Here is a 14,469-nt window from a genome sequence, read left to right as displayed (position 1 = left end):
CCGGGTCGCACGCGAACGAAGGACCATCGTGACCGACACCTCGACGGACGCTCCGGCGTCGACGACCCCCGCCCCCGTCCGCGTCGCCATCGTGGACGACCACGAGTCGGTGCGTCTCGGCATCCAGGCGGCATGCCAGGCCGAGGGCTTCGACGTCGTGCTGACCGCGGCCGGCGTGCAGGAACTGGTGGAGTCGCTGGCGGGCCGCGAGGTCGACGTCGTCGTCCTCGACCTCTCGCTCGGCGACGGCTCGACGGTCACCGAGAACGTGAAGCGGGTCCAGGCGACCGGCTCCGCCGTGCTCGTGCACAGCATCGCCGACCGGGTCGCGAGCGTCCGCGAGGCGCTCGCGGCGGGCGCCGCCGGCGTCATCCCCAAGTCCTCCGCCACGAAGACCGTCATGGCCGCCGTCGCGACCGTCGCCCGGGGGGACGTGCTCAACAACCTCGAGTGGGCCAGCGCGATCGACGCCGACCGCGACTTCGCCAAGGCCCAGCTCGGCCGGCGTGAGCGCGAGATCCTGCACCTCTACGCCTCGGGCCTGCCCCTCAAGCTCGCCGCCCAGCAGCTCGGCATCGGCTACTCGACCGCTCGGGAGTACCTCGACCGCATCCGCGTGAAGTACGTCGAGGTGGGGCGTCCGGCGCCCACGAAGGTCGACCTGCTCCGCCGCGCCGTCGAGGACGGCATCCTGCCGGGACTCGACGCGGACGGCGATGGCCGCTGAGTCCCTCCCGGCGCTGACGCCGCCGACGACGCGCTCGGCGCGGAACCCGATCAGCCGTGCCCTGTTCGACAAGGTGCTGGGCCGGGTCATCGCCCTGGCCGGGCTCATCTTCGGGCTGCAGGCGCTGCCGACGACGATGGCCCAGATCGAGGTCATGCAGGTGGCGTGGGCCTGGCTGATCGGGCTCGGCATGCTCGGCGCCGTCGTGGCCGTCGGCGTCGCGAGCGTCGTCGTGCGCGGGGTCGAGACGACCTGCGCGATCCTGGCGGTGTCCTACCTCGTGGCGATCGTCACGTGGCCCCTGGCCGTCGTCGACCCCGACCAGGTCCTCGCCGGCGTGCCGTGGCTCTGGTACCTCTGCACCGTCGCCACCGCGGCGGCGGCCTACGCCTTCTCCGCGTGGATCGCGATCGGCTACTCGGTCGTGGTCCCGCTCGTCTACGGCGCCATCCGGCTGACCCCGTCGGGAGGCGGCGAGTCGCTGACGCGCGCGGCCCTCGACTCGACCTACGCGATCCTGCTCGGCGGGGCCGTGCTCGTGCTCGTGCTCATCCTGCGCCAGGCGAGCGCGGCCGTCGACGCCGCCCAGGCCACGGCGGTCGCCCGGTACTCGGGGGCGATCCGCGAGCACGCGACCGAGCTCGAGCGCGTGCAGGTCGACGCCATCGTGCACGACAGCGTGCTGACCACCTTCATCCAGGCCGCACGGGCCTACACGCCGGCGGAGCAGGTCCTCGCCACGACCATGGCCCGCAACGCGATGGCCCACCTCACCTCGGCCGCCGCGACGACGCCCTTCGACGAGTCGACGACGACCCTCGGCGTCCTCCGCCGGCGCCTGTCGGACGCGGTGGACGCGACCGGCGTCGCCGTCGAGCTGCGCGTCGACGAGACGGACGACCGGGTGCTGCCGACCACCGCCGTGGAGGCGATCGTCAGCGCCGCGGCCCAGGCGCTCGTCAACAGCTCCCAGCACGCGGGTCCCGGCCCGGTCCGGCGATGGGTCGCCCTCGAGCGCACCGGCGACGCCGGCGTGCTCGTCGAGGTCGGCGACGACGGGGCGGGCTTCGACCCGGGTGCCGTGCCCGTGGAGCGCCTCGGGGTCCGCGTGTCGATCATCGAACGCGTCGCCAACGCGGGTGGCCGGGCCTGCATCGACTCCCGGCCGGGAGCGGGCACGATCGTCCGCGTGATGTGGCCCGCGGGCCTCGTCGTCGGCCCGGCGAGGGGAGACGCGTCGTGAGGATCACCGTCCCCCGCTGGCTCATCGTCTCGCTGGCGGCGGTCTTCTCCGGGTACCACCTGGTGCTCGGGGCGGTCTCGCTCGGCCAGGTCGCCGATCCCGTCCCCGTCGTCGCCTGCATGCTCGCGTACGCGGTCGTCACGGCCGTCGTGCTCTGGCCCAGCCGCCAGCCGGTGCTGCCCGTGTGGGCGGCGGCCTTCGCCCTCGCCGTGAGCATCGTGGTGCCGCTCGTCGTGACGAGCGTCCTCGACCCCGAGGCCGAGAACGGCTACGCGACCTGGTACGTCGCCGCCGTGGGCACGCTCATGGTGATCGTCTCCACGCGTCGTCGCCAGGGCTTCGCGTGGCTCGGCGTGGGCTTCATGGCCGTGCAGGGGGTCGCGTGGGCCGGGGTGTCCCAGATCGCCGACCTCGGCATCGTCGGCAGCGTCAGCTGGGTCGCCTTCTCGCACGCCATCTCGTCCACGCTGACCCGGGCCGGTCGCGAGACGCGGGAGTTCATCCTGGCCGAGCACGAGGCCGCGGACTGGCAGGCAGCCCAGGAGGCGCACGTCAACGAGCGTCAGTACCGCCTCCTGCAGACGGGCCGCACCGCCCGGCCCATGCTGCAGGCCATCGTGTCGCAGTCGGGCGACCTGTCGCCCGAGCAGCGACAGGAGAGCCTCCACCTCGAGGGCGCCATCCGGGACGAGATCCGCGGGAGGCGCCTCCTCGACGACGAGGTCCGTCGCGAGGTCATGGCGGCGCGACGCCGGGGGGCCGAGGTCAGCCTGCTCGACGAGGGCGGCATCGACGACGTCCCCGACGACGAGCTGCGGCGCATCCACGAGGCCCTCGCCGCGGCGCTGCACGGCTCGCGCGCGGACAAGCTGATCATCCGGACGGTCGCGGGCGGCGACCACGCCGTCAGCGTCGTCGGCCTCGGATCGCCGGACCTCAGCTCGAGCGCCCTCGGGCGGGGGGTCGCCGCCGAGGCCGACGAGGACGACGACGACGACGAGGTCCTCCTCTGGCTTCAGATACCGCGCCGGGCCGGGGTCTCGGGCGACCAGGGACCGGTCGACGACCTCGACGAACTCGAGGACCGCGACGAGGACAGCCGCGTCGTCCGCTAGGGCCGTGGGCCGGCCGCGGGGACGTGGGTCGCCGCGACGACGGAGGCCGGTGGCGGGGGGACCGGGCCTGAACGGGGAACGGCCCCGACGACGGGAAAGAGGGCCAGACACCCGTCTGGCCCTCATGGGAGATATCCCGGTCCAGAGCGACAACCCGAATGTCGCCCTGATCCGCCCCCGACCGAGAACTCGCTTACCCTAGTCAGCTCCCGATCGGTGGTGCGACTCAAGGAGAGGCACCTAGCAAGAACGAGTATGTCGCCCCCCGCCACGAGCGCAAAGTCGTCATTTAGGGGGACAACTCGGGGGTGAGCGACCCGTCTACCCCCGTTCGGGTGCCGTATCCGTGGGCATCGGGGCGCGCCGGTCCCGATGGCGGGGTACGAGGTCGGGGTACGCGCGCGGGTGCGGCCGGGCTCAGGCCGAGAAGCTGCGCCAGCGACCGGGGCCGCGGTCGACGGGGCGGCGGAGACGAGCCGCCCGGGAGGACCAGCCGGAGGGCGACGTGGAGACGTCCCGAGGGGCCGCCCTCGCCGCCTCGGCCGCCTCCGCCTCGAGGGCCGTCAGGACGGCCGTGACGGCGGCGAGCTCCTCCGGTGACGGCGAGCCTCCGACGACGCGCAGGAGCGGCCCCTCGGCCTCCTGCGCGGCGGTCGTGTCGTCGGCGGCGTGGCGGCCGCTCACAGGGGGATGTTCCCGTGCTTCTTGGGCGGCAGGTCGGCACGCTTCGTGCGGAGGGCCCGGAGCGCCTTGACGACGGCGACGCGGGTCGCCGCCGGCTCGATCACCCCGTCGAGCTCGCCGCGCTCGGCGGCCAGGAAGGGGCTGGCGACGTTGTAGGTGTACTCGCTGGCGAGCCTCGCCCGGACCGCGGCGACGTCCTCGCCCGCGGCCTCCGCGGCCTTGATCTCGTTGCGGTACAGGATGTTGACGGCGCCCTGGCCGCCCATGACGGCGATCTCGGCGGTCGGCCAGGCCAGGTTGATGTCGGCGCCCAGCTGCTTGGACCCCATCACGATGTAGGCGCCGCCGTAGGCCTTGCGGGTGATGACGGTCACGAGCGGCACGGTCGCCTCGGCGTAGGCGTAGAGCAGCTTCGCGCCGCGACGGATGACGCCCGTCCACTCCTGGTCGGTGCCCGGCAGGTACCCCGGCACGTCGACCAGGGTCAGGATGGGGATGCCGAACGCGTCGCAGAAGCGGACGAACCGACTCGCCTTCTCGCCCGCCTCGATGTTCAGGGTGCCGGCCATGGCGGACGGCTGGTTGGCGATGACGCCCACGGAGCGGCCCTCGACCCGGCCGAACCCGATGACGATGTTCGGCGCGAAGAGCGGCTGCACCTCGAGGAACTCCCCGTCGTCGACGACGTGCTCGATGACGGTCATCACGTCGTAGGGCTGGTTGGGGCTGTCCGGGATCAGCGTGTTCAGCTGGCGGTCGTCGTCCGTCGTCTCGAGCTCGACGGCCGTGTCGAAGACGTGCGGCTCCGACAGGTTGTTGTCGGGGAGGTAGGAGAGCAGCGACCGCGCGTAGTCGAGCGCGTCGTCCTCGTCGCTCGCGAGGTAGTGCGAGACGCCGCTGACCTTGTTGTGCGTGAGGGCGCCGCCGAGCTCCTCGAAGCCGACGTCCTCGCCGGTGACGGTCTTGATGACGTCCGGGCCCGTCACGAACATGTGGCTGGTCTTGTCGACCATGATGACGAAGTCGGTGAGCGCCGGGGAGTACACCGCGCCTCCCGCCGCCGGGCCCATGATGAGCGAGATCTGCGGGATGACCCCGGAGGCGCGGGTGTTCAGCCGGAAGATCTCGCCGTACTTGCCGAGCGCGACCACGCCCTCCTGGATCCGGGCCCCGCCGGAGTCGAGGATGCCGATGATCGGCACGCCCGTCTTGAGGGCGAGCTCCATGACCTTGATGATCTTCTCGCCGGCGACCTCGCCGAGCGAGCCGCCGAAGATGGTGAAGTCCTGCGAGTAGACGGCGACCTGGCGGCCGTGCACCGTGCCCGTCCCCGTGACGACCGCGTCGCCGTAGGGGCGCTTCGACTCCATGCCGAAGGCGTGGGTGCGGTGGCGCACGAACTCGTCGAGCTCGACGAACGAGCCCGGGTCGAGGAGGCCCTCGATGCGCTCGCGGGCGGTCATCTTGCCCTTGGCGTGCTGCTTCGCGATCGCGGCCTCGCCGCTGGCCGTCACGGCCTCGTGGTAGCGGGCCTTGAGGTCGGCGAGCTTGCCCGCCGTCGTGCGGAGATCGGGCTGCGAGGCGTCGTCGCGGGGCGCGGAGTCGGAAGTCACACCGGTCACTCTACCGAGGGCGTCCGCGGCCGCCGTTGGAGGTTCCCTCGCGTGCGACCTGCCTCGGATGGTGGAAGTCGTCAACGCCTAGGCTGGCGGCGTGACCGACCCCACGAGCGCCTCCTTCCCCCTGAGCTCGGCCCACAGCCCGCGACTCGTGCACGTGGCCGAGACCGGGTCGACGAACGCGGACCTGCTGGCCGACGCGTCGGCCCCGCATCTGGCGGTCCTCGCCACGACGTCCCAGACGGCCGGGCGCGGGCGTCTCGGCCGCACCTGGACCGCGCCTCCGGGTCGCACGCTCGCCGTGAGCGTCCTCGTCGAGCGCCGCGGGCTGCCCGTCGAGTCCCTGGGCTGGGTGCCCCTCGCCGCGGGCGTCGCGATGCGCGCCTCCCTCGCGGACGTCGTCCGGACGGGCGAGGCCGGCCTGAAGTGGCCGAACGACGTCCAGGTGGACGGCCTCAAGGTGTGCGGGATCCTCGCCCAGGCGCGCGACGACGCGTCGGCCGTGGTGGTCGGCGCAGGCGTCAACCTCTCGCTGACCCGGGACGAGCTGCCGACGACGGTGTCCACCTCGCTGTCGCTGCACGGCGCCGAGGGGGCGACGGAGGCGCTGGCCGACCAGGTCCTGTCGGCGTGGCTCGCCGGCGTCGTCGCGCTCGTCGACGCGCTCGCGTCCGCGGGGGGCGACGCCGAGGCGAGCGGGCTGCGTGCCCGCGTGCTCGCCGACTGCACGACGCTCGGCCGCCGGGTGCGCGTCGAGCTGCCCTCGGGCGAGGTCCTGACCGGCACGGCGTCGTCGATCGACCACGAGGGTCGTCTGGTCGTCGAGCCGCCGACCGGGGGCGCCGTCGCCGTGTCCTCCGGCGACGTCACCCACCTGCGGTATGAATGACCCCGTGAGCACGGCCGAGCAGCAGCCCCGAGAAGAGGTCGTCGCGCGCCTGCACCCGCACTCCCGGGTGCTGTTCTGGCCGTCGGTGGCCCTCGTCGCGGTGTGCGCGGCAGGCGGCTACTTCGGCAGCTGGTTCGAGCTCGAGTGGCAGAACTGGATCGTGCGGGCGGCTGCCGTGCTCCTGGCGGTGCTGCTGTGGCTCGTCCCCGTCCTCGTCTGGCTCGGTCGCCGCTACGTCATCACGACGAGGCGCATCGTCCTGCGGCGGGGGTTCTTCGTCCGGTCGCGTCAGGAGCTCCTGCACAGCCGCGGCTACGACCTCACCGTGCGCAAGAACGCCGTGCAGAGCCTCTTCCGCAGCGGGGACGTGCTCGTGAACACGGGGCTCGACCGCCCGGTCGTGCTCTGGGACGTGCCGGGGGCCGACCTGGTGCAGGCGACCCTGCACGACCTGATGGAGGCGGACGCGACCCTCGTCGCGCAGCGCCGCCGACTCGACCAGTCGACCCCGGGCGCGTGGCCGCGTGCGGGAGAACAGGATACGATATTCCAGTGAAGATCTCCGTCATCGGCTGTGGTTACCTCGGAGCGGTCCATGCCGCGTGCATGGCCGAACTCGGCCACGACGTCGTCGGCGTCGACGTCGACGCGCGCAAGGTGGCCGAGCTCTCCGCAGGGCGAGCACCGTTCTTCGAGCCCGGCCTGCCTGAGGTGCTGGCGCGCGCCACCGCCAGCGGACGGCTCCGCTTCACCACCGACATGTCGGAGGCGGCGGGTGCCCAGGTGCACTTCGTCGCCGTGGGCACGCCCCAGACCGCAGGCAGCCACGCGGCGGACATGACCTACGTGGACGCGGCGGTGACGGCACTGCTGCCGCACCTCGCGGAGGGCGACCTCGTCGTGGGGAAGTCGACGGTCCCGGTCGGCACCGCGGCTCGTCTCGCGGAGCGGGTGCGCGCCTCCTCGTCCGGCGCCGACCTCGCCTGGAACCCGGAGTTCCTCAGGGAGGGCTTCGCCGTGAAGGACACGGTCTCGCCCGACCGTTTCGTCTACGGTGTCCCGGCCGGCGCCGGAGGAGAGCGCGCCACGGCGCTGCTCGACGAGGTCTACGCGACGGCGCTCGCGACGGGCACGCCGCGCCTCGTCATGGACTACGCGACCGCGGAGCTCGTCAAGGTGTCGGCGAACGCGTTCCTCGCGACCAAGATCTCGTTCATCAACGCCATGGCCGAGATCGCGGAGGCGACGGGTGCGGACGTCACGCAGCTCGCCGACGCGATCGGCCACGACGCCCGCATCGGCCGCAAGTTCCTGAACGCCGGCCTGGGCTTCGGCGGGGGCTGCCTGCCGAAGGACATCCGGGCGTTCCAGGCACGGGCCGACGAGCTCGGCCTCGAGTCGCTGGCGTTCCTCGCGGACGTCGACGCGGTCAACCTGCGGAGGCGCGCGAAGGTCGTCGACCTCGCGGCAGAGCTCGTCGGGAACGTCAGCGGCGCTCGCGTCGCGGTGCTCGGCGTCGCGTTCAAGCCCGACAGCGACGACGTGCGCGACTCGCCCGCGCTCGACGTCGCGAGAGCGCTGCACGCCAGGGGAGCGTCCGTCCGCGTGTACGACCCCGAGGCCGCCGGGACGGCCGCGCGCCTGGCGCCCGAGCTCGAGTACGCGGCGGGCGCGGACGCTGCCCTCCGCGGTGCCGACGTCGTCCTCGTGCTCACGGAGTGGGCCGAGTTCCGCCAGCTCGACCCGTCCCACGTGGGCGGCCTCGTGGCCGCTCGGCGCATCGTCGACGCGCGCAACGTCCTCGACCTCGCGGCGTGGCGCGCCGAGGGGTTCGAGGCGCGCGGGCTCGGTCGCCCCTGAGCCTGTCCCCGACCCCGGCCCTGGGCCCGGACCGGTCCCGTCCGGACGCCCGGGGGCGGCGTGGCGGGGGCCACGACCGGGTGGCGGACGCCGATAGCATCGTCCCCATGGCATCCTCGAAGCAGTCCGCCGTCCTCGCCGTGGCGGCGGGTCTCGTCCTCGTCCTGAGCGGCTGCACGGGGTCGGGCGGGCCGAGCGCGAGCCCGACGCCGACCAGCTCCGCGAGCGTCACGGGCAGCCCGTCGCCGTTGTCCTCGCCGTCCTCCGGCGAGACGGAGCCGGCCGACGAGCCGTCGAGCGCGGCCCCCGTGCCCACGGCCGGTGCCGACGCGTGGACCGACCAGACCGCCTACGATGCCTGCGTCGACGCGGCCGGGGCCGAGCTCGAGTCCGGCTACACCTGGGCGGAGCGCTCGACCCAGACGCTCGTCGCTGCCGACGGCGGGGTCTCGATCGACATCACCGGCATCTTCACGGGCGGCGACGTGGGCGTGGCCAACGTCACGTTCCGCTGCCTGCTGACCGGCGACCGGTCGTCGCCGCAGGTGACCGGCGAGATCGTCAGCTGACCGACGCCCACCACCAGGAGACGACATGACCTACCGCATCGGCGTCATCGGAGGCGGCCAGCTCGCCCGCATGATGGTCCCGCCCGCCGTCCACCTCGGCATCGAGATCTCGGTGCTGGCCGAGGCCGAGGGCAGTTCCGCCCGGCTCGCCGCGACGCAGGTCGGCGACTACCACGACGCGGAGACGGTGCTGCGGTTCGCGAAGGGCGTCCACGCCGTGACCTTCGACCACGAGCACGTCCCCCAGGACGTGCTGCAGGCTCTGGTCGACGCCGGCGTCGAGGTCCACCCGAGCCCCGAGGCGCTCTTCGTGGCCCAGGACAAGATCGTCATGCGCGAGCGCCTCACGGCGCTCGGGCTGCCGGTCCCCGCGTGGGCGACCGTCCGTGGTCGCGACGACCTGGCCGCCTTCCTCGCCGAGCACGGCGGGCGCGCGGTGGTGAAGACGCCGCGCGGCGGCTACGACGGCAAGGGCGTCCGGGTCGTGCGCTCGGCGGACGGGGCGGACGACTGGTTCGCGGCGCTCGGCGCGACCGGCGCCTCCGACGCCCTGCTCGTGGAGGAGCTCGTCGAGTTCCGGCGGGAGCTCGCGCAGCTGGTCGCTCGTCGGCCCTCCGGCGAGATCGCCGCGTGGCCCCTCGTCGAGACGGTGCAGCGGGACGGAGTGTGTGCCGAGGTCACGGCGCCGGCCCCCGACGCCGACGACGCCCTGTCCGACGAGGCCCGGCGGATCGCGACCGTCGTCGCCGAGCACGTCGGCGTCACGGGCGTGCTGGCGGTGGAGCTCTTCGAGACGACCGACGGCCGCCTCCTGATCAACGAGCTCGCTATGCGGCCCCACAACACCGGGCACTGGAGCATCGACGGCGCCGTCACGAGCCAGTTCGAGCAGCACCTCCGGGCCGTGCTCGACCTGCCCCTCGGCGACACGAGCCCGCACCGTGCCTGGAGCGTCATGGTCAACGTGCTCGGCGGCCCCGCCCGGGGCACGATGGCCGACCGGCTCCCGGCCCTGATGGCCGACCAGCCGGGTGCGAAGGTGCACGACTACGGCAAGGACCCTCGCCCCGGTCGCAAGGTCGGGCACGTCACGACGACCGGGCCGGACCTCGAGGACGCCCGGGGGAGGGCGCGCGCCGCTGTCCGTTTCTTCGAGGACTGACGGCTATCCTCTCCTTCGTGCCTGACCAGACGACCGAGCCCGAGACCGCCCCGACGCCCGAGCGAGCGCCCACGGTGGCCATCGTCATGGGCTCGGACAGCGACTGGCCGACGATGCAGAGCGCCGCCGCGATCCTCACCGAGTTCGGCATCGCCCACGAGGTCGAGGTCGTCTCCGCCCACCGGACGCCGGAGAAGATGATCCGCTTCGGCCAGCAGGCCGCCGGTCGCGGCATCCGCGTGGTGATCGCGGGCGCAGGAGGCGCGGCCCACCTCCCGGGGATGCTCGCGTCGGTCACGACCCTCCCGGTCATCGGCGTGCCGGTGGCCCTCGCGAAGCTCGACGGCCTCGACTCCCTCCTCTCGATCGTCCAGATGCCGGCGGGCATCCCGGTGGCCACCGTGTCGATCGGCGGTGCCGCCAACGCCGGCCTGCTCGCCGCCCGCATCCTCGGCTCCGGCGATCCCGACCTGTCGGCGCGGCTCGCCGACTACGCGACGAGCCTGGGCGAGCTCGTCGAGGAGAAGAACGCCGCCCTGCAGCGATCGCTGTGAGCGCCGCCTCCCTGCCGGTCCGGCACCCCGACGTCTCGTCGTCCTCGTTCATGACGCGGAGGGCGTGGACGCTGGTGCTCCTCAACGTCCTGATCCCCGGCTCGGCCCAGGTGCTCGCGGGCAGCCGGAGGCTCGGTCGCTGGGGCCTGGCGTCCACCCTCGTGTCGTGGGCTGTGGTCCTCGTCACCGTGGCCCTCGCCCTGTTCTGGAGCACCCCTCTCCTCGAGGTCGCGACGAACGTCGTCGCCCTGACCGTCGTCCAGGTGTTCCTCGTGTACTACGCGGTGCTCTGGGTCGTCCTGACGCTCGACACGCTCAGGCTCGTGAGGATCATCCGGACGGCGCCCACGGCGCGCGGGTTCATCGCCGGCGTGATGGCGCTGCTGCTCGTCGCGACGGTGGGGCCGGTCGCCTGGGGCGCCTACCTGACGAGCGTCCAGCACGGCCTCCTGAACTCGCTCTTCACCTCGCAGGCCGCCGCGGCCGATCCCGTGAACGGGCGGTACAACATCCTGCTGCTCGGCGGCGACGCCGGAGCCGACCGCACCGGGCTCCGGCCCGACAGCATCTCCGTGGCGAGCATCGACGCCGAGACGGGGGCGACGACGATCGTGGGCATCCCCCGGAACCTCTACAACGCTCCGTTCTCCGAGGGGTCGCCGCTCTGGGGCGAGTTCCCCGACGGCTACAGCTGCGGGGACGACTGCCTGATCAGCTACCTCTACACCTACGGCGAGGAGCACCCGGAGCTCTACCCCGACGCCGAGTCGAAGGGCAGCAACCCCGGCATCGAGGCCATGCGCGACGCCGTCCAGGGCGTCACGGGCCTGACGCTCCAGTACTACGTGCTGATCGACATGCAGGGCTTCGTCGACCTGATCGACGCCCTCGGCGGGATCTCGGTGAACAACACCGAGGGGCGCCTGCCCATCAACGGCGGCGTCGACGCCGCCGGCAACCCGATCAACGTCGACGGGTGGATCGAGCCGGGGGAGCAGGTCCTCGACGGCTACCACGCCCTCTGGTACGCGCGTGCCCGCCACGGCTCGGACGACTACCACCGGATGGCGCGACAGCGCGAGGTGCAGCAGGCGCTGCTGTCGCAGTTCCAGCCGGCCACCGTGCTGTCCAAGTTCCAGTCGGTCGCGTCGGCGGGGGTGCAGACCGTCGACACGGACATCCCCCAGGCCGCTCTCGGTGCATTCGGCCAGCTGGCCCTGAAGGCCAAGGAACAGCAGATCAGCGACCTCGAGATCGTCCCGCCGACCTACTCGAACGTCTACCCCGACTACGACGTCATCCGCGCCGACGTGGCGACGGCGACGGCCCCGGCGGCCCCGGCGGGCTAGTCGCGACGGCCCGGCCTCCTGCAGCTGGCACCGGCGGGCCTGCCGGCCCGCTCGAGTCACGGACGACCGTCCCGGTCGTGGTGCCCCGGGACGGTCGACGGGCCTCAGACGGCCTTGCAGCCGAGCAGGGCGTTCTCTCCGCCGGCGCTGTCGATGGCGTAGGCGCACACCGTCGAGCCCGGGGGAGCGACGACGGACGAGCTGAAGCCGTGCGCCCCTCCGTACGCAGGACGGAGCCGCGCGATGTCCGATCGCGGGACGCTGGCCGACACGGCCGTGCCGCGCTGGCCGACGTAGAGATGGACCTCGACGGGCGCCGCGACGTCCGGGTCGATCGCCCAGCCGCTGGCGGTGACGCGGTCGCCGGAGCGGACAGCTGCGTCGAACGCGCCGATCGGTCGTCCGCTGACGTCGACGGAGCGGCAGCCGAGCTGCGGGTTGACCTTCCCCGCGTCGTCGAGCGCGTAGGCGCAGACCGAGACAGGACCGGAACCCGTCGCCGGGACGTCCACGCTGAAGCCGTGCTGCCCGCCGTACTCGGGGCGTGTCCGGGCGATGTCGCTGCGGTCGACGGAGGCCGTCGTGGCGCGCCCCGTGGCGCCGGCGTAGACGTGCACCGGGATCGACGACGCGGTGTCGGGGTCGAGGGCCCACCCGGTCGCCCGGACGCCCCCGGGGACGCGGTCGGCCGTGTCGAACGCCCCGACCGGCGTGCCGTCGACGGTCACGGACCGGCACCCCAGGAGGGCGTTGACGCCCCGTCCCGTGTTGATGCCGTAGGCGCACACGTCGTACTGGCCGGCGCCGAGCGCCAGCGTCGTCCGGAACCCGGTCGCCGCCGGTGCTCCCGGGACGTTCCGCTGCACGTCGGGTCGAGAGCGGTCTCCGAGCGTGTTGCCGAGGTAGCGACCGGAACGGTTGTCGTAGAAGCGCACCTCCGTCGGCGCTGACGTGTCGGGGTCGGTGACCCAGCCGTCGACGACCGCTCCGCCCGGAGCGCGGGCGGCCACGTCCAGGGCGCCACGGGGGCTGCGTGCGCTGTCCGTGGTCATCGTGACGGCCGAGCGCGAGAACGCCAGGGCGCTGCCCCCGGCGGGGTGGTGCAGGACGACCTCGACCCGGTAGGCACCTGCGTCGCGACCTGCGAGGTCGAAGGGCACCGAGTTGAGCCCCTGAGAGACGGACACCCCGGACGCGATGGTCTCGTAGGGCGTCCCGGGGGCCCCACGACCGACCTTGACGTCGGCGGTCGTGCCGGGCATCCAGGCGGTGTCGCGGAACGTCACGGTGGTCGACTCGACGGCGGTCGGGTCGGCGCGCAGGTGCAGGTTCTTCAGGTGCCACGTGTTGGCGCCCCGGTCCTCGTTCGGGTCGAAGCGCAAGAACCGGACGGTCTGCCCGGCCCAGCCGAGACGGGGAGCTCCGGAGTCGGCGTCGAGGGGCGAGCCGGCGGTGAGGTCCACGGCGATCTTCCGGGCGTTCGGGCCCGAGTAGGTCAGGAGGTCGTCGCTCTCCTGCCAGGTGTCCGTGCCGTTGACGAGCCAGATGAGCCGGGCCATCTTGCCGCCGCCGTCCCTGTCCTCGAGCGAGTAGCCGCCGTCGTAGGTGAGCTCGAACGACAAGTTGTGGAACCGGTTCGCGTCGAACGGCGCGACCGGGAAGAGGACCTCGGGGTCGTTGCGTCCGGGTCCTGTGTTCGTCGCGGTCAGGCCCTGCGGACCGTAGCCCCGGACGAGGACGTTGCGGGAGCCGATCCCCCCGGCGTTCGCCTCGTTCGTGAGGTCCCACGGGCGACCCCGCTGGGCCGTCGCCAGGTCGAGGCCGTCGTCCGGCCCCGGGCTCTCGACGACGGGACGGGGGAGGGCCTCGATGCGGTAGCCGGAGTAGTCGCCCGGGGGCAGGGACGCGTGCGCGGCGCCGGGCGCGTAGAGGCGCATCCAGTCCAGGCTCACGTGCGTCGTCGCCTGGGACGAGGGAGACACGAGGGGGAGCATGCGCAGGCCGAAGATGTTCGACCCGCGCCACGGGATCTTCGCGCTCATGAGGGGCACGCCCTCGAGGGCCACGTCGTAGGTCTGGTCGCCGGGGACGAGGGGGAAGCTCACTCCTGTGGCGCAGCTGTTGAGCTGCTCCCGGCAGGTGAACCAGTAGAACGCACCCGTGCCCCGGGTCGGCTGGTCCATCTTGAAGGAGAGCTTGGTGTAGCGCCTGGTGTCGACCTTGATGCTGGCGGCGTCCCGCCCGTAGGGGAGCGAACCGGCGGTGCTGATCACCGGGTGGTAGAAGTCGCCCGGCTTGAGGTCGAGCTGGAGACGTCCGCCGGAGATCGAGATCCCCTGCGTCCGTGCCTCGTCGGTGTTCTGGTCCTCGGCGTTCGAGAAGTCCCACGGGTCGGCGTACGCCTCGGAGGCGAAGTCGGGAGACTCGACCTCGACGGGCACGGCGGCACGGGCCGCATCCGCTGCAGGGGAGGCAGCAGGCACGAAGAACGCGACGACGAGGCTGGCCACGACGCCGACCGGGACCGCCCGGACGAGACGGGAGCGGCGTGTGCGGAACGCAGGAGCCTGGTGCATGGTTTCCCCCTCGGCGGGGTGATCGAGCCCGCCTGCGACCGACCCTAACTCGGGAGGCCTACAGGGGCCAGACCCGGGCGCGCTCGACGCACCCCCCGTGCGGGGCGAGCCGTGACCGGTCG

General features: G+C 73.0%; 13 protein-coding genes. 10 read left to right on the top strand and 3 right to left on the bottom strand.

Going from position 1 to position 14,469, the window contains the following annotated elements; genetic code table 11:
* Positions 1-28: 28 nt before the first annotated feature.
* From IFT77_RS04390 to IFT77_RS04380, 3 genes are read left to right on the top strand one after another with little or no spacing between them, the layout of a single operon-like run.
* The gene (locus IFT77_RS04390; RefSeq protein ID WP_223269329.1) at positions 29-727 is read left to right on the top strand and encodes a response regulator transcription factor; all 699 of its coding nucleotides are present in this window, start codon (positions 29-31) and stop codon (positions 725-727) included.
* Entirely contained in the window at positions 717-1,970 is a 1,254-nt protein-coding gene (locus tag IFT77_RS04385) for a sensor histidine kinase (protein WP_192169295.1), read from the top strand. Before IFT77_RS04390 ends, IFT77_RS04385 begins: the two co-directional genes overlap by 11 nt.
* Positions 1,967-3,085: a hypothetical protein gene (locus tag IFT77_RS04380; RefSeq protein WP_371740922.1), complete on the top strand. Its 1,119-nt coding sequence runs from the start codon at positions 1,967-1,969 to the stop codon at positions 3,083-3,085. Before IFT77_RS04385 ends, IFT77_RS04380 begins: the two co-directional genes overlap by 4 nt.
* A gap of 417 nt (positions 3,086-3,502) precedes the next feature.
* On the opposite strand, the gene IFT77_RS04375 is transcribed toward IFT77_RS04380, so the two are convergent.
* Positions 3,503-3,769 carry an acyl-CoA carboxylase subunit epsilon gene (locus IFT77_RS04375; protein ID WP_192042080.1) on the bottom strand — a complete coding sequence of 89 codons (267 nt, stop codon included), beginning with the start codon at positions 3,767-3,769 and terminating at the stop codon, positions 3,503-3,505.
* The gene (locus tag IFT77_RS04370; protein WP_192169294.1) at positions 3,766-5,382 is read right to left on the bottom strand and encodes an acyl-CoA carboxylase subunit beta; all 1,617 of its coding nucleotides are present in this window, start codon (positions 5,380-5,382) and stop codon (positions 3,766-3,768) included. The genes IFT77_RS04375 and IFT77_RS04370 overlap by 4 nt, the downstream gene beginning before the upstream one ends.
* A gap of 100 nt (positions 5,383-5,482) precedes the next feature.
* Between IFT77_RS04370 and IFT77_RS04365 the strand changes: the two genes are divergently transcribed.
* From IFT77_RS04365 to IFT77_RS04335, 7 genes are all read left to right on the top strand, one after another.
* Positions 5,483-6,277 carry a biotin--[acetyl-CoA-carboxylase] ligase gene (locus IFT77_RS04365; RefSeq protein WP_192169293.1) on the top strand — a complete coding sequence of 265 codons (795 nt, stop codon included), beginning with the start codon at positions 5,483-5,485 and terminating at the stop codon, positions 6,275-6,277.
* A gap of 4 nt (positions 6,278-6,281) precedes the next feature.
* Positions 6,282-6,833: a PH domain-containing protein gene (locus tag IFT77_RS04360; protein ID WP_371740921.1), complete on the top strand. Its 552-nt coding sequence runs from the start codon at positions 6,282-6,284 to the stop codon at positions 6,831-6,833.
* Complete coding sequence (locus IFT77_RS04355; protein WP_192042076.1) at positions 6,830-8,137, top strand: UDP-glucose/GDP-mannose dehydrogenase family protein; 1,308 nt, start codon at positions 6,830-6,832, stop codon at positions 8,135-8,137. Before IFT77_RS04360 ends, IFT77_RS04355 begins: the two co-directional genes overlap by 4 nt.
* Before the next feature lie 107 nt (positions 8,138-8,244).
* Positions 8,245-8,706 carry a hypothetical protein gene (locus IFT77_RS04350; protein WP_192169292.1) on the top strand — a complete coding sequence of 154 codons (462 nt, stop codon included), beginning with the start codon at positions 8,245-8,247 and terminating at the stop codon, positions 8,704-8,706.
* 25 nt (positions 8,707-8,731) lie between these two features.
* The gene (locus IFT77_RS04345) at positions 8,732-9,868 is read left to right on the top strand and encodes a 5-(carboxyamino)imidazole ribonucleotide synthase (RefSeq protein WP_192169291.1); all 1,137 of its coding nucleotides are present in this window, start codon (positions 8,732-8,734) and stop codon (positions 9,866-9,868) included.
* Positions 9,869-9,954: 86 nt separating this feature from the next.
* Entirely contained in the window at positions 9,955-10,422 is a 468-nt protein-coding gene (gene purE, locus IFT77_RS04340) for a 5-(carboxyamino)imidazole ribonucleotide mutase (protein ID WP_123547286.1), read from the top strand.
* On the top strand, positions 10,419-11,771 hold the full coding sequence (locus IFT77_RS04335) for an LCP family protein (protein WP_371740920.1): 1,353 nt from the start codon (positions 10,419-10,421) through the stop codon (positions 11,769-11,771). Before purE ends, IFT77_RS04335 begins: the two co-directional genes overlap by 4 nt.
* 104 nt (positions 11,772-11,875) lie before the next feature.
* On the opposite strand, the gene IFT77_RS04330 is transcribed toward IFT77_RS04335, so the two are convergent.
* On the bottom strand, positions 11,876-14,347 hold the full coding sequence (locus tag IFT77_RS04330; protein ID WP_192169290.1) for a hypothetical protein: 2,472 nt from the start codon (positions 14,345-14,347) through the stop codon (positions 11,876-11,878).
* Positions 14,348-14,469: the final 122 nt, after the last annotated feature.

It is taken from the genome of Frigoribacterium sp. CFBP 13729, from assembly GCF_014841875.1.
GTDB lineage: Bacteria > Actinomycetota > Actinomycetes > Actinomycetales > Microbacteriaceae > Frigoribacterium.
The sequence above is the reverse complement of the archived record's forward strand: the minus strand, read 5'-3'. Positions and strand labels throughout refer to the sequence as shown.